At 56.4% G+C, this 25,023-nt stretch carries 23 protein-coding genes; 12 read left to right on the top strand and 11 right to left on the bottom strand.

Annotated elements, in window-relative coordinates:
- The first annotated feature begins 433 nt into the window (after positions 1-433).
- The gene (locus tag ABVT36_RS02235) at positions 434-1,015 is read left to right on the top strand and encodes a hypothetical protein (protein ID WP_367152811.1); all 582 of its coding nucleotides are present in this window, start codon (positions 434-436) and stop codon (positions 1,013-1,015) included.
- Positions 1,016-1,591: 576 nt separating this feature from the next.
- Positions 1,592-2,446, top strand: coding sequence for a sulfurtransferase (locus ABVT36_RS02230; protein ID WP_368455054.1), 855 nt, complete (start codon positions 1,592-1,594; stop codon positions 2,444-2,446).
- 168 nt (positions 2,447-2,614) lie between these two features.
- Here the strand turns inward: ABVT36_RS02230 and ABVT36_RS02225 are convergent, their stop codons facing one another.
- The 4 genes from ABVT36_RS02225 to ABVT36_RS02210 form a co-directional block, all read right to left on the bottom strand.
- A complete protein-coding gene (locus tag ABVT36_RS02225) occupies positions 2,615-3,307 on the bottom strand; it encodes a hypothetical protein (RefSeq protein WP_368455053.1) in 693 nt (230 codons plus the stop codon).
- 19 nt (positions 3,308-3,326) lie between these two features.
- Positions 3,327-3,863 (bottom strand): hypothetical protein, encoded by a 537-nt coding sequence (locus tag ABVT36_RS02220; RefSeq protein ID WP_368455052.1) that lies wholly within the window; start codon positions 3,861-3,863, stop codon positions 3,327-3,329.
- 1 nt (position 3,864) lies between these two features.
- Complete coding sequence (locus tag ABVT36_RS02215; RefSeq protein ID WP_368455051.1) at positions 3,865-4,647, bottom strand: hypothetical protein; 783 nt, start codon at positions 4,645-4,647, stop codon at positions 3,865-3,867.
- Positions 4,648-5,240: 593 nt separating this feature from the next.
- The gene (locus tag ABVT36_RS02210) at positions 5,241-7,052 is read right to left on the bottom strand and encodes a carbohydrate-binding protein (RefSeq protein WP_368455050.1); all 1,812 of its coding nucleotides are present in this window, start codon (positions 7,050-7,052) and stop codon (positions 5,241-5,243) included.
- An 872-nt stretch (positions 7,053-7,924) separates the two neighbouring features.
- Here ABVT36_RS02210 and ABVT36_RS02205 point away from each other — a divergent pair.
- From ABVT36_RS02205 to ABVT36_RS02195, 3 genes are all read left to right on the top strand, one after another.
- Entirely contained in the window at positions 7,925-8,911 is a 987-nt protein-coding gene (locus ABVT36_RS02205) for a serine protease (RefSeq protein WP_368455049.1), read from the top strand.
- A gap of 160 nt (positions 8,912-9,071) precedes the next feature.
- The gene (locus ABVT36_RS02200) at positions 9,072-9,239 is read left to right on the top strand and encodes a hypothetical protein (RefSeq protein ID WP_368455048.1); all 168 of its coding nucleotides are present in this window, start codon (positions 9,072-9,074) and stop codon (positions 9,237-9,239) included.
- Positions 9,240-9,782: 543 nt separating this feature from the next.
- Positions 9,783-10,730: an alpha/beta fold hydrolase gene (locus tag ABVT36_RS02195; RefSeq protein WP_368455047.1), complete on the top strand. Its 948-nt coding sequence runs from the start codon at positions 9,783-9,785 to the stop codon at positions 10,728-10,730.
- 264 nt (positions 10,731-10,994) lie between these two features.
- Here ABVT36_RS02195 and msrA read toward each other — a convergent pair whose 3' ends face one another.
- Complete coding sequence (gene msrA, locus ABVT36_RS02190) at positions 10,995-11,624, bottom strand: peptide-methionine (S)-S-oxide reductase MsrA (protein ID WP_368455046.1); 630 nt, start codon at positions 11,622-11,624, stop codon at positions 10,995-10,997.
- 21 nt (positions 11,625-11,645) lie between these two features.
- Positions 11,646-12,269, bottom strand: a complete 624-nt coding sequence (locus tag ABVT36_RS02185) for a methyltransferase (RefSeq protein WP_367152001.1) — start codon at positions 12,267-12,269, stop codon at positions 11,646-11,648.
- Between the two features lie 409 nt (positions 12,270-12,678).
- Between ABVT36_RS02185 and ABVT36_RS02180 the strand changes: the two genes are divergently transcribed.
- From ABVT36_RS02180 to ABVT36_RS02170, 3 genes are all read left to right on the top strand, one after another.
- Positions 12,679-13,947 (top strand): porin, encoded by a 1,269-nt coding sequence (locus tag ABVT36_RS02180; RefSeq protein ID WP_368455045.1) that lies wholly within the window; start codon positions 12,679-12,681, stop codon positions 13,945-13,947.
- A gap of 41 nt (positions 13,948-13,988) precedes the next feature.
- A complete protein-coding gene (locus ABVT36_RS02175; protein WP_368455044.1) occupies positions 13,989-14,477 on the top strand; it encodes a DnaJ domain-containing protein in 489 nt (162 codons plus the stop codon).
- Positions 14,478-14,599: 122 nt separating this feature from the next.
- Positions 14,600-15,331, top strand: coding sequence for an SDR family oxidoreductase (locus tag ABVT36_RS02170; protein WP_368455043.1), 732 nt, complete (start codon positions 14,600-14,602; stop codon positions 15,329-15,331).
- 127 nt (positions 15,332-15,458) lie between these two features.
- On the opposite strand, the gene ABVT36_RS02165 is transcribed toward ABVT36_RS02170, so the two are convergent.
- From ABVT36_RS02165 to ABVT36_RS02155, 3 genes are read right to left on the bottom strand one after another with little or no spacing between them, the layout of a single operon-like run.
- Positions 15,459-16,241 (bottom strand): methyltransferase domain-containing protein, encoded by a 783-nt coding sequence (locus tag ABVT36_RS02165; RefSeq protein ID WP_368455042.1) that lies wholly within the window; start codon positions 16,239-16,241, stop codon positions 15,459-15,461.
- 5 nt (positions 16,242-16,246) lie between these two features.
- Positions 16,247-16,573 (bottom strand): nucleotide pyrophosphohydrolase, encoded by a 327-nt coding sequence (locus ABVT36_RS02160; RefSeq protein ID WP_368455041.1) that lies wholly within the window; start codon positions 16,571-16,573, stop codon positions 16,247-16,249.
- 1 nt (position 16,574) lies between these two features.
- Positions 16,575-17,279, bottom strand: a complete 705-nt coding sequence (locus ABVT36_RS02155) for a DUF599 domain-containing protein (protein WP_368455065.1) — start codon at positions 17,277-17,279, stop codon at positions 16,575-16,577.
- 215 nt (positions 17,280-17,494) lie between these two features.
- Here ABVT36_RS02155 and ABVT36_RS02150 point away from each other — a divergent pair, with 215 nt between their 5' ends.
- The 4 genes from ABVT36_RS02150 (at position 17,495) to ABVT36_RS02135 (ending at position 23,691) form a co-directional block, all read left to right on the top strand.
- Positions 17,495-20,410, top strand: a complete 2,916-nt coding sequence (locus ABVT36_RS02150; RefSeq protein WP_368455040.1) for an insulinase family protein — start codon at positions 17,495-17,497, stop codon at positions 20,408-20,410.
- The gene (cmoA, locus tag ABVT36_RS02145) at positions 20,407-21,162 is read left to right on the top strand and encodes a carboxy-S-adenosyl-L-methionine synthase CmoA (RefSeq protein WP_368455039.1); all 756 of its coding nucleotides are present in this window, start codon (positions 20,407-20,409) and stop codon (positions 21,160-21,162) included. The genes ABVT36_RS02150 and cmoA overlap by 4 nt, the downstream gene beginning before the upstream one ends.
- Positions 21,163-22,140 carry a tRNA 5-methoxyuridine(34)/uridine 5-oxyacetic acid(34) synthase CmoB gene (gene cmoB / locus ABVT36_RS02140; protein WP_368455038.1) on the top strand — a complete coding sequence of 326 codons (978 nt, stop codon included), beginning with the start codon at positions 21,163-21,165 and terminating at the stop codon, positions 22,138-22,140.
- A gap of 165 nt (positions 22,141-22,305) precedes the next feature.
- Positions 22,306-23,691: an L-serine ammonia-lyase gene (locus tag ABVT36_RS02135; RefSeq protein ID WP_368455037.1), complete on the top strand. Its 1,386-nt coding sequence runs from the start codon at positions 22,306-22,308 to the stop codon at positions 23,689-23,691.
- 50 nt (positions 23,692-23,741) lie between these two features.
- On the opposite strand, the gene ABVT36_RS02130 is transcribed toward ABVT36_RS02135, so the two are convergent.
- Together ABVT36_RS02130 and ABVT36_RS02125 are read right to left on the bottom strand one after the other, a co-directional pair.
- Positions 23,742-24,551 (bottom strand): class I SAM-dependent methyltransferase, encoded by an 810-nt coding sequence (locus tag ABVT36_RS02130; RefSeq protein WP_368455036.1) that lies wholly within the window; start codon positions 24,549-24,551, stop codon positions 23,742-23,744.
- A gap of 36 nt (positions 24,552-24,587) precedes the next feature.
- Positions 24,588-24,956: an STAS/SEC14 domain-containing protein gene (locus ABVT36_RS02125; protein ID WP_368455035.1), complete on the bottom strand. Its 369-nt coding sequence runs from the start codon at positions 24,954-24,956 to the stop codon at positions 24,588-24,590.
- Positions 24,957-25,023: the final 67 nt, after the last annotated feature.

The following is a 25,023-nucleotide window of genomic DNA, read 5'->3' as shown; positions in this document are numbered from 1 at the left end:
ATTTTGACGTTACCCCGCTGTAAAGGCAGCAGGTGTTCGATAATTTTGAACTGCGATTTTGTGATTTCCATAAACGCAGATTTTATCAAAATTAGTGTTAACAGGCCCTAGGGTAAGTCAATTGGTCTCATCAGGCAGATGAAAGTACGCGGTTTATCGAAAGTGAACAGTGTCTTTATGCTGACGATGATTGGCTGGAACCTGACTCGAATGAGGGCGTTACAGGGATAGTCCGTCTTGAAGGCGGGGAAAGCCCGCCACCAAGGCCCGTAAGGGTAAAAAATGGCCTTAAATCGTCTATTTGGGCCGAGAATTGCGGATTCAAACGATTACCGTGTTCGAATCTGGGTGAAAATCAACAGCCTGCTAGGCTTTTCCTGCCCCACAACTGTGATCCTTGCCTGAAAACTACCACAACAAATCAAGTAATTGTATGCTGGACTTGCAAACCGAATTTCTCCGTTCGAGACAGCAGGCTATAGACAAGGTTTTTTCGGCCCTCTGCCACCCTCAAAGGGGAATAAAGGATGCAGGTGGATTGGTATTTACTCCACCATTCAAAGTGCAGAAGGGAATACTGGCATCCTCAAATCGTATAACCCCAGTAGTCAGGTCGATATCCCCTGTTAAATCTCCGCTACATACACCAAATATAGTCTGCATCTGTATATTCTCTATAGTCACCATAGCAGTGGTGCTGCAGAAAGTACCACTATGGCCCTCCATATTGTATGGCAATCCATTGAACCCCGTTATTCCACAGGGATCTAAAGGAGAGAAATCAGACACTGACAAGGCTGTGATGGTTGCATCCGAGCCATTTAAGATAGCCGTTCCATTCAGTTCACAGGGAAATGGGCCGAATCCAGCAGATATAAAACCTTCTAAAGCGACAGTCCCCGTGGGAGCCCAGGTTTCCGCATTGACCAGGCTGCTTGGGAAAGGAATGCTAATGGTAAGAAATACGGAGATTATTAAGTTTTTCATAAAAATTTTCTTTAAATTATGTATGTGATAAAAATGATAAATAGCCACACGAACAGTACAAAGACCACGCAGGTATAGTGCATTTTTACAAGCTAAATAAATACGCCCATAAAAAACCCTCTGAATAATCACTTGGCAGAATACCTATTGATACAATCGTATCACTGAAGAAAAGTCGCGAATAATTTCGCATGTCATTCCACCAAAAATTCAGGAAAAATCGAATCCGCAAAAAAGCGACTTTTCAGAACATCAGACGCAGTGTTTTTCTGATAGGGGGGTTAGCCACGACAATTTGGCGTTTTATTTTTGGTATTGTCTTGTAAAAAGGGAAGACCAGGCCCATGAATATAGAAGTCTTTTCATTTTTTCAGGGTTATTGGTACTTTTGGCCTTTTCCAGGGTTACTTAGTACTTCATAGCCAGAGGTTGCAACTTAACCCACAATCACTCGGGCTTTTATTCTGCAGTAGATGGTCTTCTCTCCAACTGCCACTGGACAAAGGGTTTTTGTCACCGTAACTTGGCCACCATTCAGCGCATTTTCCAGCGGCGGTGCTATGAGTCACCTCTTATAGTAATAACAGGAGTATTAAAAAAATCTATGGATTCGACCCTACCAACCCTAATCAGCGTCACAGATCTGGCAGCTATAGCGGCACAACCGGATCTGGTGATACTGGACTGCCGCTACCAGCTGGATGACCCGGACGCCGGTGCCAGGGCCTTTGAGAAGGGCCATATCCCCGGTGCCGTCTATGCCAGCCTGCACCGGGATCTATCCGGGCCGCTGAGTCACTTCGGGGGACGCCATCCGTTGCCAGCCCCACAACAATTTGAGGCTTTTGCCCGCGCCGCGGGTATCAGTGCCAACACCCGGGTTGTGGTGTACGACGACCAGCGGCTGGCGTTTGCGGCCCGGGCCTGGTGGCTATTTCGGTATTTCGGCCACAAACAGGTGGCGGTGCTGGATGGTGGTCTGGGCGCTTGGCGAGACGCCGGCCTGGCGATGGCCACCGGCGAGGGGGTCACCCCTGCCGCAACCGGCGACTTTGTCGCCAGCCCCCAGGCGGACATGACTGTGGATTACCGGGATATCCACCCGGAGCCAATGCCGGGCATGCAATTGGTGGATGCGCGGGAACCGCGTCGATTTGATGGCGAGGAAGAGCCAATAGATCCACTGGCGGGCCATATCCCCGGCGCCGTCAACAAGCCCTGGAAACGTATCACCGACGAGCATGGCTTTGTGCGCAACCGGACAGAACTTGAGCAGCACTGGGCGGACCTTCCACCGGACCAGCGCCTGATCTGCTATTGTGGCTCCGGTGTGACCGCCTGTGTCAATCTGTTGTCCCTGTATCTCGCCGGCCGCGAAAATACGGTTCTCTACCCAGGCAGTTGGAGCGACTGGTGCGCCCATATTCTGCACCCGGACAGCGAAGAGAAAAGTGGATAGGAGTAACAGTGCTATTAACCGAGCAATTCAATAGAAGAGGAATGATCAATTGGATTGTCGGGTCAATCAAAGAAAGAAAAAGCCCTGGCCGGATTGCATTCCAAAACAGGGCTATTAAAAAAGGTCAACAGTAAGGCCAGGAGGGCCAGGGCCCTCCGATTTCGTTTGTCAGTGGCCTATTATCTGGAAAAAGACATCGACCACTTTGGTTTTGACAAGCTTCTCACCACCGTCATTGGATTTCGAGGCTGCCAGTTGGCCGTGCGCCCAATAGGGCATCAGGTTACCGGCGGCGTCATGCCGGTTTGGATTTTTCCTGGGGATCGTCGGCAAACTCTCCACCCCTGACTCCGCCAATGACATGATCTCATCGACATCGCTGACACCGTCCGCATTCTTATCCAGCCATAATTTGAGATCAGACCAGATTACATCCGCCTCGCTCAACATACCGTCATCATTACCGCCCAGTAGCGGACTGTCGTATTGCGCCATCGCCAAAAATCCATTGGCGGCCAGAGTCCCGCTGCCGTCGTGTAGTTCCGTGGCATTACCAAACAGCTCGGAGCCATCGTCAACTATACCGTTGTCGTTACGATCCAGTACCACAAAGGCTTCGTTGCCCCCTGCCATAACCCACTGGATATGGGCGGGCCGGCCGTTGGCCGAAATATCAAAACGCACACCCTTCCCGGGAGCCGCAAATTCTATACCGTCTGCACCCAAGTCAATCACAATGGGGTCTGTATAGGTACAGGGGTGCGCTTGAGTACCGGAAGAAAACGCCGCGGACAATGCCAGTATTGCGACAAATTCAGGTACCTTTGCATAGGAGATTGTTTTGGAAATTATTTTTTTCATTTTATATTCCTCATGCTACTCAGGGGCAAATTATTCCGGTATTCCCACCACAGGGATTTACCGGGCAGGCATGGTCAGAATGACGGACTACGGATACGTTTGTGTTGTCTCCATACTCGTGGTCAGGTAAATCAACCGAGAAACCCGCTCCAACTCCCACAGTCGCGCTCAGTGCATAGCGATTCATAGCGGTCCAATTGTAATTCAGCAGGCAAGTGGCACTTGAACCAGTCCAGGTCGGATATCCAACAATATCCTGGTTGGACTTTGAAAAATTCATCACCAGCGACCATGAGGTTTCAGTGCCGTAGGTCCTCTTGGCTCTCAGTGTTCCCGACTGAATGGTAGGACAGGTAAAATCATAGCCAAAGGTGGCGGTAATCTGAGGTATCAAATTGTTGCTAACCGCCGTGGCGCTGGCAAGTATCTTGACATGCTCGGGCTCCGAGCTAAGCAACTGCTCCACAGTTATACTGGGGTTGGATAAAGTAACCGCTGACATTGCCCTGGCAGAAAAAAACACCAGCAAAAAAACAGTAAAATAGCGTGATCTCATATTATTTTTCCCCTTTTGACTGCTTTTCAATTGCCCTGACCAAACTGCCGTCCTTGATCGAGGCAAAAAGTCTTTCCACACTCTCGTTAAAATTATTTTCACGGATGATAGTCAAATCCGAGGAAAGTTCTACCAGGTAGGAAATCAGAACGCGGCCAGCCCGCTGATCGAGGCTGCGATACAGATTCCTGAACCATTCCTTCTCAAATTTTCTCAACCGCTTTTGCAGGTTATTTTTATAATCCCGAAAGGCAGGAATTGCACCTCCTGGAGAATTAAATTTTCTCACTAATCCGGGGCCTTCAACCTTCAGGTAGTTTAAATATAGTTTTTGTCTTTCTTTTATAAATTGATTCTCCTCCAAATAAACTGTCAGAACCTGTAGGTCCTTTTCACTGAAACCCCTGGCTCTGAGAGCCTCAGTTCCCTGTTGTACAAAATTGGGAGATGTCATAGGCCCAAACAACTGCGAGACCGTCATCCAGCCTGGATAGGCACTCAGATCTATCGAGTATTTACCTTCAGATATCCGCTCAATGCCATACTTGGCCAGATATTCAATTTCCTTGCCCGCATCGATCTGGTCTGAAATCATCTCCATCCGCAACATGGCCAGACGATCCTGGCGGTCATCAAATACCCAGGTTTCCTCTATCTCGACTTCAAACGGAAAGGAACTCGCAAAGAGCTTTTCGATTTCCTCTCGCTGGAAGGTTGCCTGATAGTCAGTGCTGGATGCATACACATTAGCTGATAAAAAAACAAGTAGTACAATTAACCGCATCAACGATCAAAACTCCTATTACTGTGTAGCTGTAATCAACCTAACAATCCATATCCTCTGGATTGCGGCCCTTGAAAACCTGCAAAATTACCAGGAATTGCTCGCTTTCCGAGAGCCTGTTCCCGACGGTCTCACATCCCTGTACCGCAGTTACCAGCCAGATTATTGAGCACCTGACAAGCAATAAGCGATTGTTCGAGCATTTACTGTCAATCTGTTTGGCAGTTTGACAATACGGACATAAATAACTTTTTTATTCTTTTTGAATAGCTACCTGGTACTTATATAACAGGATAAACCAATATAGCAGATAAGAATCAAAGGAAAATTATCGTGACATTATTTGTGAGCTAGTTCACCAATCCTCTGTTCCAATGCGCCTAAAGCACCTTTGTAACCGATTGTTCAAACTGGCACTTGAGTGGAGATAGCCAGCCGCAAGGACAGGCCACATCGGCTGCTTATCAAGGGCGTACGCAGGCACCCACCGGGCGAAAGACCATCCTTGTACCTATTAACCCGGCAACGTATTCCATTGCCGGGTTAATGGACTATCGGAGCCTGCCGCCGGTGGCCAGGGGGCGGACTCGGGGCTACTGCGGGATAAGGCGAATCCAGTTGAGATTCCAGCCTCCCTGGGGTACACCAATGCCAAAATTCTGCACACCGGCTTCCAGATAGGTGGTCAGACTGACGGTGGTCCAGTTTTGCCATCCACCGGTGGCGGGGATACCGACAGTACCATACACCGGAAAACCGCCGGCACGCTCGAAACTGAGACTGCCCCCGCCCGGTGCAGCAACCCGGAACTCCACAGTGTAATTACCGGCTGTGGGCACTGAGATGTCGTGATAGGCCATCCAGTCACCGGTGTCTATCCAACCCAGGTTGAGACCTCCACCGGAATCGCTGGTTACCTCCGTTTGTACACCGCTCATATAGGTGTAATCTTCGGCTTCGATAAAGATGTCGCCGCCGGGGGGGTCCGGTTCGTCCTGGTGCCGAATGTCCAGCCAGTTGATGTTCCAGCCGGACGCCAGGGCGGCAATAGCCAGTTCCCGCTCGCCGGCCTCCAGTTGAACCTGATGCTGTATAGTGCTCCAGCTCTGCCAGGCGCCGGTATCGGGGATGTCCATCTGTCCGTACACAGGGGAGCCGCCCCGCGCCTCCAGTTGCAGTCTCCCACCACTGCCGGGCGCGGCCACCCGGTAATCAACAGTGTAAACCCCGCTGACCGGCACCTGGACCTTGTAGCTCATCCAGTCGCCGGTATCGATATAGCCCACATTGCGGCCGCCACCCGTGTCGGCGGTGTCCTCCAGCTGTATGCCGGACATGGCGCAGAAATTCTCTGCTTCGATTCGGGCGGGCAGCGCGACGCTATCGCAATTGCCATCGGGAGGCTGGTTGCCTCCCCAGCCACGGATAATGTCCCGCACTTTATTACCGGATTCCGTCAGGCTGGAGCTGGACCAGCCGCCGCTGCTGCTGGCACCGGGCACCAGGGCGGAGGCTCCTTCACTCTTGTCATTAATCGCCCAATTGGCGTGACTGATGTGGTTGGTGCGAAGGAAATTCATCCAGTTGTCGGTTTCACCATGATTGACGCCGCCATTACCGTCGGCATTGACAGTGCCCCATTCGGTGGCAAACAGGGCTATGCCATTGTCCAGGGCGGTGCGCGCCTTGTCGCGCAGAAACTGGCCGTGGGTGCCGGCATAGAAATGCAGCGCATAGGCGATATTGGCGTAACCCCGAATCGGATCGTAGGAAGCCAGATCCACGTCCTGGGACCAGGTCGGGGTACCGACGATAATCAGGTTGTCCGGATCGATGGCGCGAATGGCAGAGATCACTGCCTCTGCATAGGGTTTGACATCACCACTCCAGGAAACCTGTTTGGGCTCATTGTATATCTCGTAAATAACATTGTGGGTATGACCGTAAGCGGAGGCCATGCGCCGGAAAAAATCCATAGCGCGGTTCCAGTCGTGGATGTGGGCATAGTGGGAATGCCAGTCGATGATAACGTACATATCATTGGCGATGGCCGCATCCACCACTCTGCGCACCTTGGCTTCGTTCCCAGCCGGATCGGCAAAGTAGCCGCCACCGTCTTCTACCCCCATGGCGGCCCGCACCAGGGGGGAATGCCAGTCCGATCGCAACCACTGCACTGTATCCGCGTTGTAATATTTCTCCCCGCCCCAGCCGTTGTTACTCCAGAAAAAACTGTTGCCGGCCAGACTGCCGACCTGGCCGCCAATGAGAATCCGGTTGCCGCTGACGCTCAGTGGCTCTACGGCAAATGCGGCAGCGGCCTGCAGCAACCAGCAGCCACCAACCAGGGCCGCTGTGGTATGCCGGCAGAGCGCAACCAGGCGAGTTGTGATTGAGTTTGTCATACTCCTTGTCCCTCTCGAATTGTTTTGCACCAGTCACCGAATGGTGCCGGTTCTTTTTAGCGCTCAACGGATAAATCCACCACAGGGAGCACACCAGGCTCCGAGTGGCGCCTGCATCCAGGCGCTGTTTGGACTGCGGCGACATGATTCCGCCGCAACCGACGGCGGACAATGGAAACAAGCCCAAGAGAGCCTTTATCAGGGCAATAGGGACTCGAAGAAGGTATGGGAAAGATTGCGCAGGGTAACAGGGACAGCCCACGGGGGGCTTCTGGAATGCTTTATCCGTCACGCAAAGGGAATCACCTGGGCAGCCTATTACACGTCCATTGCGCCTGATCGTGCGGTGCCTGTCGAGAATATTTTTCTTCTTACAGATTCAGCCAGTAGATGAGCTAAAGCGATCCACATACACTAGCAGGTTGTTGAAAAAGGCATCCTGCCTTTTTCAACACACGAAAAGCGAAAAATGTGATTTTCACTTTTCTCTCAAAATCAACGACTCAGGCGTCACCGATTTTGCCGGAACATCCATATTCCGGTAGCAGGCACCGAAATTCTTAGAATTTCAACAGCCTGCTAGAAGAAGTTCAGCGCACAGATATAATCAATATCGCTGACAAAATAATTTTCAGAAGAGTTTATTATTCATTGGCTTAATAGAATTATTTTTTCCTAATAGTTAAAATACCAATTACTATGCATCACTCGCGAATAAATTTTAAGATTATGGCACCCATTTAACTACTTGAGTGGACCCTGCAATTGTAAGCACAGGTATTATTGTTATATGGTTTGCGCGCATAGTCAGTAACTGCAAAAAATGAAAAATACTGTTGTATTAAATAAAAATTGCTTGAGAGGAATTAGATATGAATCGGATGCATATTTTTCTTTCCCTGGCAGTACTTTCCGGAACCGCAAGCGCGGGCTCCCTTTCCAATTTTGTTGAGATAGACCAACCGGCAATCTTTATAGATGGTCATAATGTCGCACAACAACCGATAGTCAATGAAGCGGCTTTAAAGAGAAATTACACCTTAGCAGAGCGCGCAGAGGCACTAAGTGCCATATCGGTCACCCCAGACGGCAAGCAATCTATCGCAAAAGTCGGCAAAATGGAGCTTGCACTGTTGGAGCAGGCGATTGCTATTTTTGAATCACAGGGCCTGGATTCAAGTTTCTTTTCATCGGGAGGCCAACTGCCAGCCACTGCGCCGGGTGAGCTGGGGGATCAACTGGTCACCCCCTATGTTGTGATAGGCCCCGACGACAGAGTCCAGATTACCAATACGGTTCAGGATCCACACTGGCATAACGGTCGCATCGACGTGGGATGCACCGGCACCTTGATTACGGCAAAGCATGTGTTAACCGCCGGGCATTGCGTTTCCAATGGCGCGGGCACTTTTTTCAGCGCACTGGATTTTACTGTAGCTCAAAATGGCACTTTCGAACCCTGGGGTAGTGAAACCTGGACGAATGCGGTCACCACCACCGCCTGGCACAACGGCGCAGACACCAACTTTGACTATGCAATTATTGTATTAGCTGACGAACCTCACGGCGGAAACTCCGGGTGGGGAACCTACTCCGGGGGAACCCATAGTGTTACCGGCTATCCGGGAGACAAGCCGTTTGGCACCATGTGGACGGATTCCGGCAGCACAACCGCGAGCAGCACCAGAATATGTTATACCCTGGATACAGCGGGTGGCCAAAGTGGTAGCGGCATCAAGGATACCGGCAATGTTGTCCGCGGTATTCATACCACAGGCTCACCTACCCAGAATTGCGGCACGCGTATAAACAGCAGTGTATTTAGCACCCTGCAGGACTGGATTGCGACTTATCCGTAGATAAATCAGCTGGGATTCACTATGATTAAAGGCGCCTATTGGCGCCTTTTTAAAGGGTACTATGAAAAAAATTCTAGCCTTAATCGTTTTTCTTTGCGCTTGCACAACCGTGGAAAATAATGAGTCAGACTGGCAGAGGGTTATGGTGAGGGGCGCCAGGATGACGCCTGACCCGGTTTTGCTGGAAGTGCAGCGGCTGGAGCAATCCGGGCGGGTCAAGAACGTTGTTGTGCTCGAGTCCTATCCCTTGCAAATATGGCTTAGCGCCGACCCGGAGACGATCAAAAAGCTACAGGCCCTATCGGACAAAAATAATCCAGCCCGCTGACCCGTTCGATAGCGGCGCTATTGACGATATTCTTCCCTCTCCCACCCTGGCAATCCACCCTCGGAGGCGCTATGGATATACCGGGCCGACCACCTGGATAGTTCCGGGCCAAGACTCTGCCCTACCTATCTAGCCAATAGTGTAAATCATTATCTTCGTCACTATTGCTTGTATAATAGATTTTTATTATTTTGTTGCAACGTAGTCCGGAAATCGGGTTTATTGGGAAAATATTCCCATTTTGTGACAAGTCCAACTCAACAGGTTGCTGGAAGGCCCTGCCCAGTAACCTGCCAGCGCGGTAACCAGGCAGGTTATCGCGTCACTGTGCCAGAGGGATCATCGCCGGACAAAAGCCAGCACAGGCCTGGAAAATCTGCGGTTTGGGGAATTGCGCAGGCTTTGAGGGGCGACAGCCCTGTCGGTGGAAGATTATTTATTGGATTGCAGGTTAAGGAATCTCTGATTAATTCAGTACTGCCTCAGCGGAGCTTAGCGTTGAATTAATCAGAGATTCCTTTATAGCTGAGGAGATAGAGAAGTATGAGGCCATACCTTTGTTCTTTCGCATTGATTGCCGCACTGGTTTTTGCTGTACCCCTATGGGCGCAAAATGCGGTGTGGCCGGCAAAAACCCACTATAAAACCATTGACGTGGGTGGACACAAAATTTTTTACCGGGAGGCGGGGAACCCCAAAAACCCGACTATTTTGCTGCTGCATGGCTACCCGGCCTCCTCACACAGCTACCGCGAGCTGATTCCACTCCTCTCCGGGCGCTTTCATGTTATAGCGCCGGACAATCTCGGCTCCGGATATAGCGACAAACCGGACCCGGAAGGCACAGTGTATACGTTTGACCTTCTGGCCGATGTGATGGCTGGATTTACCGATGCCCTCGGTCTCAAGCAGTATACGCTCTATATGCAGGATTTTGGTGCACCGGTGGGATATCGCCTGATAATGAAACAGCCCGAGCGCCTGCAGGCTTTGATCGTACAAAATGCCAATGCCTATCTGGAAGGTTTGACAGCACCCAGACGCGCCTTTTTCAAGAGCGCCCATGAAGACCGCTCCCCGGAAAAATGGCGACAGCTTTATAATATAACCGGGCTACAGGGGGTGCGGGACAAGCAGTATTTGCGTGACGTTCAAGACCGGCAGACTATCATGAGCCCCGACAGCTGGACCCATGATTTGCATTTTCTTGAAACCAGGCAGCAGCGCAAAATACAGGTGCAACTGTTTCAGGATTACCAAAACAATATTGATGCCTATCCCGACTGGCAGGCATTTTTGCGTAAACAAAAACCGCCAACCCTGATCGTCTGGGGCAAAAATGATCCCGCCTTTATTTATGCGGGTGCAGAGGCCTATCTCCGGGACCTTCCGAATGCCCAATTGTATCTATTGGATGCGGGGCATTTCGCGGTCGAAGAAAAGCCTGTCGATATTGCCCGGCATATTATCCGGTTTATGGGGGAAGATTGAATTTGCCACTTACTGAGGATAGCCTTCCGAGGCTTTTCTCAAGCTGAGTGAGCCCTAGCAGGTTGTTGAAAAAGGCATCCCGCCTTTTTCAACACACGAAAAGCGAAAAATGTGATTTTCACTTTTCTCCCAAAATCAACGACTTAGGCGTCGCCGATTTTGCCGGAACCTCCATATTCCGGTAGCAGGCGTCGAAATTCTTCGAATTTCAATAGCCTGCTAGCTGACCGCCGGCCCTCCCGGGGCCCAGGTGATAAACGCCACTCAGGGCAGCATACAGGCGCCGGTGCCGGCAAGGCCGCAATAACCTTCAGGGTTCTTGGCCAGATACTGCTGGTGATACTCCTCGGCGTAGTAAAAAGGCGGGGCCGAGGTGATTTCGGTGGTGATGTCGCCAAAATCCTTATCTTTAAGTGCCTGCTGAAACTGCTCGCGGCTCTGACGTGCGGTTTCCAACTGGGCGTCGTCAAAACAGAAGATGCAAGAGCGGTACTGGGTACCCAGGTCATTGCCCTGCCGCATGCCCTGGGTGGGGTCATGCTGCTCCCAGAAGTGGCGCAACAGTTCCTCAAAGGAGATCTTGCCGGGGTCGAAAACCACCAGCACCACCTCCGCGTGACCGGTGCGGCCACTGCATACCTCTTCGTAATTGGGGTTCTCGGTACAACCATCCGCATAGCCCACAGCGGTCACATAAACGCCATCCAGCTCCCAGAACAACCGCTCCGCACCCCAGAAGCACCCCATGCCAAACAGAACCTGTTGCATTCCCTCGGGAAACGGCGGCTTCATCTGGCGACCATTCACATGGTGGCGGGCGCTGATCTCCATCGCCTCTGGGCGCCCCGGCATAATCTGGTCCGCGCAGGGCATCTTAAACTTGTCATATTGCATGTCTCGTCACCTCAAGCCTGTTCAGTCGCCGGATGCGCCGGCCACCATGATACATCCACTAGCCTTGACCGGCCGCGCCACCTGCCATTCCCGGTATCGGGCGCCCAGTTTGTCCTGCGCGCGCTCCGCCAGGCGGCGGAAAGGGGAGCGCCCGGGATCCACCAGCACCACCCGCTCCACACCTGCGCCCAGCGCCCGTCGGGTTAAATTGTAGAGCGGGCGCTCCAGCTTGTCCCAAAAACAAATATCAGTGCCTATGAGCACATCAAACCCCGCCAGGTCGGCGGACGTGACCCTTTCATAGCGGCACTGCCAGGTGGTCACCTCCACCCCATTCAGATCCGCGTGGTAACGCACAAACGGAAATACACTGGAATCCGCATCCAGACCGGTAACCCTGGCGCCAAACTGCTTTGCGCAGAAAATGCCCCCGAGTCCCCAGCCACAGCCCAGGTCCAGTACCCGCGCACCCCGCTTGAGGGGGTGGCGGCGCAAATAATCCATGGTGAGGCAGGAACTCTTCCAGAATTTGTTGCCATGCAGGCTGGCCTCGCCCGCGGTACGGCGCAGCCGGCGCATATCCGGGTGCGCATTCTGCCGCACGGTGAGACCGAATAGGCGTTGACTGTGAGTGTCGGAAACCATGTGTATGTCACTGCCCCTTGGAAAAGCGTTTACTGTGGGCCGGCGGTGAAGGCCGTGGACCCAATGGCGACTACCCGAAAAAGCACGGAAGACCTCGTTGCCAGCGGGCAAATGAGAGCCAGGGGGCCGCTATCGGGCGGCGCAATTGTACCCGCAAACCCCGAAAGTCTCAGCCCCATCAACTACCCTTAAATGCGACCTGGCAGGCTGTTGAAATTCGAAGAATTTCGACGCCTGGTACCGGAAAATGGATGTTCCGGCAAAATCGGCGACGCCCAAGCCGTTGATTTTGGGGGAAAAGTGAAAATCACATTTTTCGCTTTTCGTGTGTTGAAACAGGCGGGATGCCTTTTTCAACAATTTGCTAGGTCGCATCAGTCTCCTCGACATCATAGGGAATAAATTGAATATGGACATCTGCAAGGGATCTGCCGGCGCGCTGGCGGTATCGCTGGTGGCCGGCACTGTGCAAGCGGTGCCCATCTTCGAGTCCGATGAAGCAACTCTGTATATGGAGGGATATTTCGCCGTACACCAGGTGAATGCCAACGGCGACACCGCTATGCAGGACGGCGCCTCCCGTCTCCGCTTCGGCCTCGATGTACCCGTCTACGGCGACTGGGATGTGGGGTTCAACCTGGAATGGGGGGTAGCGGCCATTTCCTCCACCGGCGACCTGATCATATCCGGCAACCAGCAGGTGGAAGTGGGCGAGCGCGGCGAATCCCTCTACCTGCGCCAGGGCCATTTGTTCGCCAACCACGATTGCTGGGGGGAATTCGCCGCTGGCAAGCAGTGGAGTGTCTATTACGACGTGGCTCAGATTACCGACTGGTACAATGTGGGCGGAGGCCTGGCCAGCGGGGCCTTCACACTGGGCAGCGACGGCGGCCTCACCGGCACCGGCCGCGCCGACAGCGCCCTCACCTGGCGGCGGAGTTGGGACGGTTACGGCGGCGAGATCCAGCTGGGGCTGCAGTATGCCGCCCATGTGTCCACATTTGACGTCGACCTGGAGGACTTCGTCGCTCCGGATACCCTGTTGGTGTGCCCCGACGACGATTGCGAGTTCGGTCTCCACCACGGAATTTCATTTACCTACGACGCGGATGTGGGCGATGGCCTGTTTGTGGGGGCGGCCTACACCCGTACCAAGCTGGACCTGTCCACAGGCCGCGGGGAACTTTTCGATATTTCCGATCCCGAAGATCCCATTCTGATTACCGATCGGTTCATGCTCAGGGAAAGCACCAACGCCTTCGCCGCCTCCCTGGGCTTCGCCTATGGCAAGGGGCCCTTTGAAAAGGGTTTTTACGGCGCTGTGGTGGGGCAGAATTCACATAACAACGAGGTGGTACCGCCGGGACTTACCGATGAGATTCTGATAGATGCATTTGACGCCAAAGGCTCGGAATCCTTTTTCAGCTATACCTGGGGGGCGCGGGACTGCTACAGCATCTACGGCGGGCACAACCGGCTGAAATCCGACGACCCGGAATTCGAAGAGCAGCTGGTGGATGAAGATGAGTTCCTGCTGGAAATCATTTATGTGGGCTTCAGCTACCAGTGGAACGAGCGGGTCCGGATATACTGGGAAAACGCTTTCGACAACAGCAATGATATCGCACTGCCGGCGGTGGGCGACTTTATCGCGGTCGGCATGCGCGTCGACATCTGATATTCTGGGCGGCCGGATAACGCAATAGGGATTATCACTCGGTGGCCCGTCTTATTCTGCTCGTCGCGGCGGGCATACTGGCCTATGTGGCCTGGCAAAAATTCACTGCGAGCAACGCCGAACAGAGGCGCAAGTTGCTGTTGCAGTGGCTGCTGATCGGCCTGGCATTCGCGGCGGTAGTACTGGCCGTAACCGGACGCCTGCACTGGGTGGGTGCCGCTATCGCGGTGATACTGCCACTGGCGGGCAAGACCCTCAGCTGGCTGGGCCGCCACCTGCCCTGGCTGGCCCCCCTGATTGCCAAGAGGGCGCAGGCGCGACAGGAGACCGACAGCGGCCCGGCCAAATCCCCGCCTCTGACCGAGGACGAGGCCCGGCGCATTCTCGATGTGCCGCCCAGGGCCTCCCGCGACGATATCATCAGCGCCCACCGCAAACTGATTCAGAAACTGCACCCGGACAGGGGTGGCAACGACTACCTGGCTTCGCGCATCAACGCGGCCAAGGAACTGCTGCTGGAAAATCTCTAGCAGGCTATTGAAAGGTATCGGGAGGCTCCGAAGCCGCACCCTACCGGATAATTTTGCATTGATTGAGGGAGCTTTCCCGCTGTGCCCCCTCTGCAAAGCCTGTGGACTTTGGGGAAATTCTATTGAACAGAGTTGTGATTGTAACCGGGGGAGGCCGGGGTATCGGCGCGGCCACCGCAAAACTGCTGGCCGCAAAAGGCTACTCGGTATGTGTTAATTTTCGCCAAAACGCCGACCGGGCCGCATCTACGGTCTCCGCAATAACAACCAGCGGCGGCAACGCCTTTGCTTTTCAGGCAGACGTGTCCGTGGAGTCGGAGGTAAGGTCCCTATTCAAAGCCGCGCAAAGTCGGTTTGGACTGGTTACGCACCTGGTCAACAATGCGGGGGTTTTGTTTGCGCAATCCCCACTGGGCCAGGTCAGCGCTGAACGCTTCCGGAAAATCCTATCGTCCAACGTGATGAGTTGCTTTCTCTGCTGCCGGGAGTTCATTAACCAGGCCGGGAAGTTGGCTGCCATTGTCAATGTCTCTTCCGCCGCATCCCGAACCGGCGCACCCTTTGAATATGTGGATTACGCGGCGTCCAAAGGTGCAATGGATTCACTCACCAAGGGCCTGTCGCTGGAGCTGGCCGCGCGCGGCATCCGCGTGAATAGCGTGAGACCGGGTTTTATCCACACGGAAATGCATGGGGACGGCGGGGAGCCGGATCGCGTGGAGCGTTTGTCCCCGCAAATACCCATGGGGCGGGGCGGGACTCCGGAAGAGGTGGCGGAATCCATCGCCTGGCTGTTGTCTGAGGATGCGTCTTACGTTACCGGTTCGTTTATCGATATTGCCGGTGGAAAGTAGCCGCCAAAAAATTTAGCGGCCTGTTGACACCAATCCCAAGATAAGCTGCACAACCGACTAGCGGGCTGCCCAAAAAAGTCTTCGCCTGCAGCCTGCCGGTATTTCGGTGGCCCGCCCGAACGCTTTATCACGCTGCGCAGCACAGCAGATGGACATAGCGGGCCAGCTGCCGGTAGGGGTCCAGCCGCGAATACTGCAGCTCCTTGCTGACAATGGCGGCGGCCGGCAGCTTGTCGCTCATACCGGGGGTCATAAAATCGTGAAAACAGCGAATACCACTATGGGCCACCACTGCCAGCCCGGCCTGCGCTACCCAATCCTGCACCTGCTCCGGCAGCAAAGGGTTATCAGGGGTGAGACCGCCCGGGTGCCCGGACCAGTCTCCGGAAGTGATATTTCTATCCAACTGGCGAAAACAACCCCGCTGCAACAGGCGAAATTCCAGTGCACGGCGGTTGTAAAATGTCAGCGACAGGTAACCGCCAGGCCGCAATAGCGGCCGCAGCGCCATAAGCGCCGCGCGCGGCTCCGCCAACCACTCCAACACCGCGTGGCACAGAACCAGGCCCGCACTGGCCTTCAGCTCGGACCGTCCGGCCAATGTCTGCAGCGGCTGGCACAACAGGCTAACTCTGTCCGCCAGACCTAGTTGAAGCGCTCTCTCTTCTGCCTGAGCCAACATCTGTGCGGAGATGTCCGCCAATACCACCCTATGCCCCGCCGCCGCCAAATCCAGGGCAAATTGTCCCTGTCCACCCCCTGCGTCCACCACCAGCAGGGACTCATCGCAATGGCCCAGCACCTGGGTCAGATCGCGGTTCAACACCGCCAGGCGGATATCCCCTTTAAGACCACCATAAATGCGCCGGCGGAACCGGTGCGCCAGTTGGTCGAAACTGCGATCTCCCATGCGCCCTACTCCGGAATGGATGCAGGCGGTAAAAAGCGGACGCGATTGGCGGCAACTTTATCCCGCAGCGCCCGCTCCAGATCCACCCCGAGACTGGTGCAGAGCTTACACAGATACATTTGTATATCCGCCAGCTCCGCGGCCACAGCACCTGCCTGTGGAGACTCCATCAGGTCTTCAATCCCGCGATCGTCGCGCCACTGCAGCAGGCGGGCCAACTCCGCCACCTCCACTGACAACGCCATGGTGAGGTTTTTTGGGGTATGCAACGGCCGCCAGCCGTTCGCATCGGCCACCTTGTCAGAAGCGGCCACGATTTCATCATAATGCATATTATTTAACCGAATCTTTCGGTAGTAACTGTCCACCAGCAGCCAGTATCGCCATCAGGGTGCGGGAGCGGAATTCACGCTGATAGAGCACCAGTACCACGGCCACATAGCCGGCCACAAACAGCAGTGGGTGTATAAACCAGCCCATAACCGCCATGGCGAAATAAAAGGACCGAAAACCGTAGTTGTAGCTGTGTCCCGCCTGATCGATCACCTTGGCGGTATTGATGGCGAAGCGCCGCCGCTCCTCCTGGGTCATGTCCGATCCACCCGGCTCCGGCGCGGCGCCAATCAGCACATTGGCGAAGGAAAACTGCCGCAGGGACCAGGTGAAATTAAAAAAAGCGAAAACAAAGATAAGCACCAGCAGCAACACCTTTAACTCGAATTCCGCCGCCGTGGTCCGCCCCACCAGCGGCAGGTGGTGCAGCACTTCAATTGCTGCCTGATTGGCCGCCAGGGCGGTGACCAGACCAGCGAGCACCAGGATACTGGTGGAGGCAAAAAAGCCGATGACTCTTTCCAAATTGCCGATAATCGCCGTGTCCGACATGCGCATGTCCCGCTCCAACATGCGCAACATCCACTCCACCCGATACCACTGCAATGAGGAGGCGAGACACCAGGCCTCCTTGGCCCGTTTGCGCGCAAAAGTCGTATAACCCACCCAGGCTACAAAAAAGCCAGCCAGGCTGGCGATATCCATCCAGGTCACTGTCAGTCTCCGCTTAGCTGCTTGTTGAGTTGGCGACCCCAGGATCCAATTGGGGACTCTCGGGCAGTCTTGGTACGGGCGCCCCCCTTGTCAACACTGTTATTGCTGTACCGCCAGACGGTAGAATAGCGGCCTCACACGGGAACCGGCGGCAACCGCCCGGGGCCGCCAGCCACCCGTTTCACTGTACCTCAAGGAGCCGTATTTTGAGTAATTCACACCCTGCCTTCGAGCTGCTGACCAGCACGGAAATCGACTCTCTGGGTGTTCGGGTGGAGGAGTATCGCCACCGCGCAACCGGCGCCCAACACCTGCACATAGCGGCGGACAATAATGAAAATGTGTTTCTGGTCGCCCTGCGCACGGTGCCCGGGGATTCCACCGGCGTGGCTCATATTCTCGAGCACACGGCCCTGTGCGGCAGCGAAAAATATCCCCTGCGCGACCCCTTTTTCCTGATGATCCGGCGCTCTCTGAACACTTTTATGAACGCCTTCACCAGTTCCGACTGGACCGCCTACCCTTTTGCAAGCCAGAACCGAAAGGATTTCGACAATCTGTTGGACGTCTACCTGGACGCAGTATTTTTCGCCAAACTGGACCCGCTGGATTTCGCCCAGGAAGGCCACCGTCTCGAATTTGCCGAGACGGACAACCCGGACAGCGAGCTGGTGTATAAGGGCGTCGTCTACAACGAGATGAAGGGCGCCATGAGCTCGACCAGTACACAGCTCTGGCATACGCTCAACAAATACCTCTTCCCCACCACCACCTATCACTACAACTCCGGCGGGGAACCGGCGGATATCCCAAAATTGACCCACGCCCAGCTGGTGGACTTCTACCGCAGCCACTACCACCCCAGCAATGCCATCTTTATGACTTTTGGGGACATAGAGGCGGGCACTCACCAGGCGGCATTCGAGGAAAAGGTTTTGCACAAGTTCGATCCGCTGCCGGAAACCATTGCGGTGGGACGCGAGGATCGCTATCTGGCGCCAATAGCGGTGGAGGAGCGCTACCCGCTCAGCAGCGATGACGACCTGGAGGGGAAAACCCATATTGTGCTGAGCTGGCTGCTGGGCGACGCCACCAATGTCGAAGAGGCGCTGACCGCACACCTGCTGTCCGGCGTACTGCTGGACAACAGCGCCTCACCACTGATGAAACTCATGGAAACCAGTTCACTGGGCACTGCGCCCTCGCCGCTGATCGGACTGGATGACTCCCAGCGGGAGCTGATATTTTTCTGCGGCCTCGAGGGCAGCGAACGACACCATGCCGACGAATTTGAACAACAGGTGTTGGCCGTTTTGCGCGATGTGGCCGACAACGGCGCCCCCTACGAACAGGTGGCGGCCACACTGCACCAGCTGGAATTACAGCAGCGCGAGATAGGTGGCGACGGCTATCCGTTTGGCCTGCAGCTGATCCTCTCCGCCCTGACCGGGGCAACCCACCGCGGCGACGCCACCGGTCTGCTGAACCTGGATCCGACCCTGGAAAAACTGCGCGAGCAAATCAAGGATCCGCAATTTATCGCCACCAAGGCGCGCCAGTTGCTGCTGGACAATCAACACCGGGTGCGCCTGACAATGACCCCGGACGACCAGCTTGCAGGGCGCAGGGACTCGGCGGAAAAAGAACAGCTGGCCGGCATCCGCTCCCGGCTGAGCGACGACGAAAAACAGCAGATTATTGCCACGGCGCACACACTGGAGGAGCGCCAGCAGAATGAAGTCGACGCGTCGATTCTACCCAAAGTGGGTATCGAGGATATTCCGCTGCATATGCCCCGGGTGGAAGGGGAGACGGTGCCCTTGGGCGCGCAAAATCTCACCCGCTACGGCGCTGGAACCAACGGCCTGGTCTACCAGCAGATGATCTGCCCCCTGCCTGAACTAACCGAGGCGGAGCGGCAACTGCTGCCCTACTATTGCCAGGTGATCAGTGAGGTGGGCCTGGGGGATAAAGACTATCTACAGGTCCAGCAGTGGCAGACCCGCGTCGCCGGTTCCCTGCACGGTTTCAGCAGCAGTCGCACAGCCATCGACGACCTCCACAGCCTCAGCGGCCACTTTATCCTGTCCGCCAAAGCGCTGTCGCGCAACCAGAGCGCCCTGACGGAACTGATGCACGAAACCATGGAGCGCACCCGCTTTGACGAAATAACCCGTATCAAAGAGTTTTTTACCCAGACCCTGGCCCGCCGCGAGGAGGGGGTGGTGGGCAATGGCCACGGACTCGCGATGGCCGCCGCCTCCTCCGGCTACAACCGCGCCGCCTACGAGAGCCACGCCACCGGCGGCCTGCTGGGCCTGCGCCATCTCAAACAGCTTGTGCGCGGTTTTACCCGGGACAGCGCGGAACTGGAAAATCTGGCGCAGAGTCTGCAGGCCATTCACAACAAGGTACTCGGCACAGAGCGCCACTTCCTGCTGATCGGCGAAGAGGAAAAACTGGCCGGTTACAGTGGCGCCATGACGCCCCTCGCCAATGAAATTCACGGGCCCGCCCCATCGGCGCAAGCGCCCTTCGATCCGCATCCGGTGAGCGAATTGTGGATCGTCAACAGTCAGGTAAATTTCTGTGCCAAAGCCTACCCCACTGTGCCCATGGGCCACCCGGACGCGCCGGCGCTGGCGGTGCTGGGGGGCTTTTTGCGCAACGGTTTTCTGCACCGCACCATTCGCGAACAGGGCGGCGCCTATGGCGGTGGCGCCAGCCACGACAGCAACATCGGGGTTTTTCGCTTCTACTCCTACCGCGATCCCCGCATGGGCGAGAGCCTGCGGGATTTCGACGACTCGCTGGACTGGCTGCAAAACCACCCCCACACCCAGGAGCAGGTGGAGGAAGCCATTCTCGGCGTGGTGGGCGGGCTGGATAAACCCAGTTCACCGGCGGGCGAGGCCAAGCGGGCATTCCACTCCGAACTCTACGGCCGCAGCCACGCGGTGCGGGAGAAATTCCGCCAGCAGGTGACAGAAGTGCGCCTGCAGGACCTGCAGCGGGTCGGCCAAACCTATCTGGTGCCGCAACAGGCCAGCACAGCGGTGGTAACCGGTGCCCAGGGTCGCGAAGCGGGTCTTTCCCTGGGGCTGCGACAGGAGAACCTGTGAGCCAGCACGACGACATATACGCCAACCCCCTGGGCAGTGTGTCGACTTTCCAGTTTGACCAGCCGGTGGTGGACGTTTTCCCGGACATGATTCAGCGCTCGGTGCCGGGCTACACCACTATCATTGCCATGATCGGGACCCTGGCCGAGCGCTACGCCCAGGCGGGCAGCCGCTGTTACGACCTGGGCAGTTCGCTGTGCGCGGCCACCCTGGCCATGCGCCACCGGATTCCGGCGGCGGCTTGTGAAATTGTGGCGGTGGACAATTCACCGGCCATGGTAGAAAGGGCGCGCGCGGTACTGGCCGCGGACAGCGGGCAGATTCCGGTCACGCTGGTGTGTGACGATCTGCAACAGGTACCGGTCGTGGACGCTTCAGTGGTGGTGCTGAACTTCACCCTGCAATTTATACCGGTGGCGGAGCGGGAGCCCATCCTGAGCAAAATCTACGCGGGCCTGCGCCCCGGGGGCGTGCTGATTCTGTCTGAAAAAGTGGCCTTCGCGGACCGGGACCACGAGGATCTGATGATCGAACTGCACCACTCCTTCAAACGGGCCAACGGCTACAGTGAGCTGGAAATCGCCCAGAAACGCGCGGCACTGGAAAAGATACTGATTCCCGAAACCCTGGGGACACACCGGGAACGGCTGAAAAAGGCCGGTTTCGACAGTGTCGATGTCTGGTTCCAGTGCTTTAACTTCGCCTCGATGATCGCCATCAAAGGCAAGCCCGCACCACCGCCGACGCTATAGATGATCGACTACACCCCCCTCTATTCCGCCCTGCAGCATATACCCGCCCTGCGCCCGTGGCTGGCGCAGTTGCCGGCCCAGATAGCCGCGGGTCTCGACCCGCGCCGCTGGGGGGATCTGCCGGATTGGCGGGAAGCGCTGCAGAGCCTGCCGGAGCTGACCCCCTCCCGGCTGGAATTCGGGCCCAGTATCCGGATTGGCCGCGCCGGCGACGCGCCGGAGTCGCAGAGAGCGCTATTGGAACAACAGCTGCGCAGGCTGCACCCCTGGCGCAAAGGACCCTGGGAACTGTTCGGCATCCCTATCGATACGGAGTGGCGCTCCGACTGGAAATGGGACCGGCTGGTGCCGCATATAGAGCCCCTGGCCCGGCGCCTGGTACTGGACGTGGGCTGCGGCAACGGTTATCACTGCTGGCGCCAGTTCAGTGCCGGTGCCCGGCGGGTGGTGGGTATAGATCCCTCGGCCAAGTTTGTGGCTCAGTTCTACGCACTGAAAAAATATCTGGGTGCCGACAAGCCGGTGGACCTGCTGCCGGTGGGCATAGAGGCGGTGCCGGCACCACTGAGGGCCTTCGACACCACTTTTTCCATGGGAGTCCTCTACCACCGGCGCTCGCCCATGGACCATCTGCGCGAACTGCACGACACACTGCGCCCCGGCGGACAACTGGTACTGGAAACCCTGGTGATCGATGGCGGGCCGGGCGATTGCCTGGTACCCGAAGGCCGCTACGCCAAAATGCGCAATGTCTGGTTCCTCCCCAGTTGCGCCACCCTGGAAAGCTGGCTGCGGAAGTGCGGCTTCGACAACCCGCGCACCGTCGATGTCAGCACCACCAGCCTCGAGGAGCAGCGGCGCACCGGGTGGATGCGTTTCGAGTCCCTGGCGGACTTCCTCGACCCCGCCGACCAGGGCCGGACGCTGGAGGGCCTGCCGGCGCCCAAAAGGGCCATTCTGGTCGCCAATACACAGTAATATCCCCTGCTGAGGCAGAATTTTACCCTTATCACTCTGTCAAACTCAGCGACAGCAGCATATTCTGCGCAATGCCGGTGGCCCCATTGAACCGATGACTCTTTTGGGCAAAATTCCCCCGACCTGCCAGTCAAGCGCGATGTCGATTTCGGAGTCCACTAGCCCATGAGTATCAGTATTTTTGAACTGTTTAAAATTGGTGTCGGCCCCTCCAGCTCCCACACAGTGGGGCCAATGGTGGCCGCGCGCCAATTCGTGCGGGATCTGGAAGAGCGGCGGCAGCTGGGCAACACGGATCGGGTGGAGGTGCACCTGTTCGGTTCACTGGCACTGACCGGCATCGGCCACGGCACCGATATGGCGGTATTGATGGGGCTTCTGGGGGAATCGCCGGACTCGGTGGAGGTGGACACCATCGACGACCGTATCCGGGAGATCCGTCAAACTTCCCGCCTGAACCTGAGCCAGGATCACGAAATCGAATTCAATGTCGGGCGCGACCTGCTGTTCCACAAGGACGAGTTTCTACCCCAGCACGCCAACGGCATGACCTGCCGCGCCTTCTCCAGTGACCGGATGCTGTTTGAACGCAGCTACTTCTCCATCGGCGGCGGCTTTGTGCTGTCCGGGGAGGATTTCACCCACAGGGAGCAGATCGCCACCCTGCTCCCCTACGACTTCAACTCCGCCAGTCAGCTGATGGAACTCTGTGACCGGCACGGCTGGAGCATCGCCGAACTGGCGATGAACAATGAAACGGCATTCCGCAGCCAGCAGCAGGTCAAGGACGGGCTCTGGCGTATCTGGGAGGTTATGGACGCCTCCATACAGCGCGGCTGCCACCAGACCGGTGTACTGCCCGGCGGCCTGAACGTGCGCCGGCGGGCGGCGGAGATGTACCGGGAGCTCAGCAAGCAAACCCAGCAGGAGCGCAACCGCGGCCTGGCGATACTGGACTGGGTGAGCCTCTTCGCCCTCGCCGTCAATGAGGAAAACGCCGCCCGCGGCCGTATTGTGACCGCACCGACCAACGGCGCCGCAGGAGTCATTCCCGCCGTCATCGCCTATTACGTCCAGTTTGTGCACGATGAAGGGCTGCACGGGGACCTGCGGGATCAGGTGGTCAAATTCCTCCTGACCGCGGGCGCAGTGGGTATGCTGTTCAAAAAGAACGCCTCCATCTCAGCCGCCGAAGTGGGCTGCCAGGGTGAGATAGGCGTGGCCTGCTCCATGGCGTCGGCCGGGCTGGCGGCGGTACAGGGGGGGTCAAACCAGCAGATCGAAAACGCGGCGGAAATCGGCATGGAGCACAATCTCGGCCTGACCTGCGACCCCATCGCCGGCCTGGTGCAGGTACCCTGCATCGAGCGCAACACCATGGGCGCGGTCAAGGCCATCAACGCCGCCCGCCTGGCCCTGCGCGGCGACGGCGCCCACATAGTGCCCCTGGACAGTGTTATCGAAACCATGCGGCAGACCGGCATCGATATGCAGAGCAAATACAAGGAAACTTCGCTGGGGGGACTGGCGGTGAATGCCGTCAACTGCTGACCGGCAAAAACCCCCACAAATCCTGCAGGGACACCGCAAGCGCAACCGAATCAACGGGCAGCGCTAATACCGTGCTTGGTGTAGATATCAAAGCGCCCGGACTTCCCCTCCAGGGACAGGGCCGGACTGCGATTGGCGAGGTATGGCGCCAGGCGCGGCCGCTTGACCACAGTGCGGTAGTAACAGGCGGTATAGGCGGGGTCCAGCAGGGCGTCGGCATCCAGGTCGGCCCCTACCAGTCGGTGGAATGCCACCATCTCCTTGCGGGCCCTGGCACTTTTCCCCCGCTGCGGAAACATGGGATCCAGATACACTACCGGCAGCGACTCGGGTTCCCGCGCCGCCAGCCAATCCGCCGCCGAAACCCGCTCTTCCCGCAGTGCCAGCCGCCCCCCGATCGCCGCCAGCTCCGGATCGCTTTGCCCGGCTTCATGCAGCCGGCGCAGGCCATCCCGCAACAGGGCGCGCACCACCGGGTTGCGCTCCAGCATGGTGACCTCACAGCCCAGGGACGCCAATACAAAGGCGTCTCGTCCCAGGCCCGCTGTGGCATCCAGCACCCCCGGGCGAAAAGCGCCCCGCAATCCCACCGCCTTGGCGATCTGCTGTCCCTTGCCACCCCCGTATTTGCGGCGGTGATTCAGTGCTCCGGAGACAAAGTCCACCGCAATAGGGCCGGGCACCTTGCGCCCGGTCGCCCGCAGCTGCAAAACCGCGCCCAGTTCCAGAACATAGGGAATATCGGCGATAACTTCCGGATGCAGGCAATCGAGACAGGGGAGATCCAACTGTTGCGAAAGCGCCCGGGCGGCGGGCAGGTATTGCTCGGCAGTGGCCACCACCGCCAACGACTGGCTCAAGGTAAAAATCCGGAAATATGAAGATCGGCGGAAATCCTAACCCGGATCCTCGAGCCAATCCAGAGCGCTCTGCACCTCGGCGGCGGCGAAAGGCCGCACCTCGGCACTGACGAAGTGATCCACCAGTCGCGGCATAAACTTCATCAGCGCCTGATCGGACAGCACGGCAATCCGGCGGACATGCTGCTGGTGGTCGTGCACGAAACGCACATGGGACACCAGCGCGACAAAATTCTCCCAGCCGGCAAAATCCTGCGCGTCTATCATCAGTCCGGTGAGTCGACCATGTTCGCGGATGACCGGGTCCACCTGCCCTCCCAGCAGTTGAAAATCCTCTTCCGACAGCGGCCCCCGGGGCCGCACCTCGAGAATTTTATGACCCAGGTGCCAATCGTAATCAATCATCTTTTACAACACAGGGTAACAGGCGCCGCAAGCTGCGCCTGTTGTTATGGGGGAATATCTGGCGATA

This window comes from Microbulbifer sp. TYP-18 (assembly GCF_040932045.1).
In the GTDB taxonomy this organism is placed as follows: domain Bacteria; phylum Pseudomonadota; class Gammaproteobacteria; order Pseudomonadales; family Cellvibrionaceae; genus Microbulbifer.
The sequence above is the reverse complement of the archived record's forward strand: the minus strand, read 5'-3'. Positions and strand labels throughout refer to the sequence as shown.

What these genes read in the sequence shown, in the direction of transcription:
- ABVT36_RS02235 (WP_367152811.1), top strand. Translation starts at nt 434, where the DNA reads ATGCTGGACTTGCAAACCGAATTTCTCCGTTCGAGACAGCAGGCTATA.
- ABVT36_RS02230 (WP_368455054.1), top strand. Translation starts at nt 1,592, where the DNA reads ATGGATTCGACCCTACCAACCCTAATCAGCGTCACAGATCTGGCAGCT.
- ABVT36_RS02225 (WP_368455053.1), bottom strand. Translation starts at nt 3,307, where the DNA reads ATGAAAAAAATAATTTCCAAAACAATCTCCTATGCAAAGGTACCTGAA.
- ABVT36_RS02220 (WP_368455052.1), bottom strand. Translation starts at nt 3,863, where the DNA reads ATGAGATCACGCTATTTTACTGTTTTTTTGCTGGTGTTTTTTTCTGCC.
- ABVT36_RS02215 (WP_368455051.1), bottom strand. Translation starts at nt 4,647, where the DNA reads ATGCGGTTAATTGTACTACTTGTTTTTTTATCAGCTAATGTGTATGCA.
- ABVT36_RS02210 (WP_368455050.1), bottom strand. Translation starts at nt 7,052, where the DNA reads ATGACAAACTCAATCACAACTCGCCTGGTTGCGCTCTGCCGGCATACC.
- ABVT36_RS02205 (WP_368455049.1), top strand. Translation starts at nt 7,925, where the DNA reads ATGAATCGGATGCATATTTTTCTTTCCCTGGCAGTACTTTCCGGAACC.
- ABVT36_RS02200 (WP_368455048.1), top strand. Translation starts at nt 9,072, where the DNA reads ATGACGCCTGACCCGGTTTTGCTGGAAGTGCAGCGGCTGGAGCAATCC.
- ABVT36_RS02195 (WP_368455047.1), top strand. Translation starts at nt 9,783, where the DNA reads ATGAGGCCATACCTTTGTTCTTTCGCATTGATTGCCGCACTGGTTTTT.
- msrA (WP_368455046.1), bottom strand. Translation starts at nt 11,624, where the DNA reads ATGCAATATGACAAGTTTAAGATGCCCTGCGCGGACCAGATTATGCCG.
- ABVT36_RS02185 (WP_367152001.1), bottom strand. Translation starts at nt 12,269, where the DNA reads ATGGTTTCCGACACTCACAGTCAACGCCTATTCGGTCTCACCGTGCGG.
- ABVT36_RS02180 (WP_368455045.1), top strand. Translation starts at nt 12,679, where the DNA reads ATGGACATCTGCAAGGGATCTGCCGGCGCGCTGGCGGTATCGCTGGTG.
- ABVT36_RS02165 (WP_368455042.1), bottom strand. Translation starts at nt 16,241, where the DNA reads ATGGGAGATCGCAGTTTCGACCAACTGGCGCACCGGTTCCGCCGGCGC.
- ABVT36_RS02160 (WP_368455041.1), bottom strand. Translation starts at nt 16,573, where the DNA reads ATGCATTATGATGAAATCGTGGCCGCTTCTGACAAGGTGGCCGATGCG.
- ABVT36_RS02155 (WP_368455065.1), bottom strand. Translation starts at nt 17,279, where the DNA reads ATGGATATCGCCAGCCTGGCTGGCTTTTTTGTAGCCTGGGTGGGTTAT.
- cmoB (WP_368455038.1), top strand. Translation starts at nt 21,163, where the DNA reads ATGATCGACTACACCCCCCTCTATTCCGCCCTGCAGCATATACCCGCC.
- ABVT36_RS02135 (WP_368455037.1), top strand. Translation starts at nt 22,306, where the DNA reads ATGAGTATCAGTATTTTTGAACTGTTTAAAATTGGTGTCGGCCCCTCC.
- ABVT36_RS02125 (WP_368455035.1), bottom strand. Translation starts at nt 24,956, where the DNA reads ATGATTGATTACGATTGGCACCTGGGTCATAAAATTCTCGAGGTGCGG.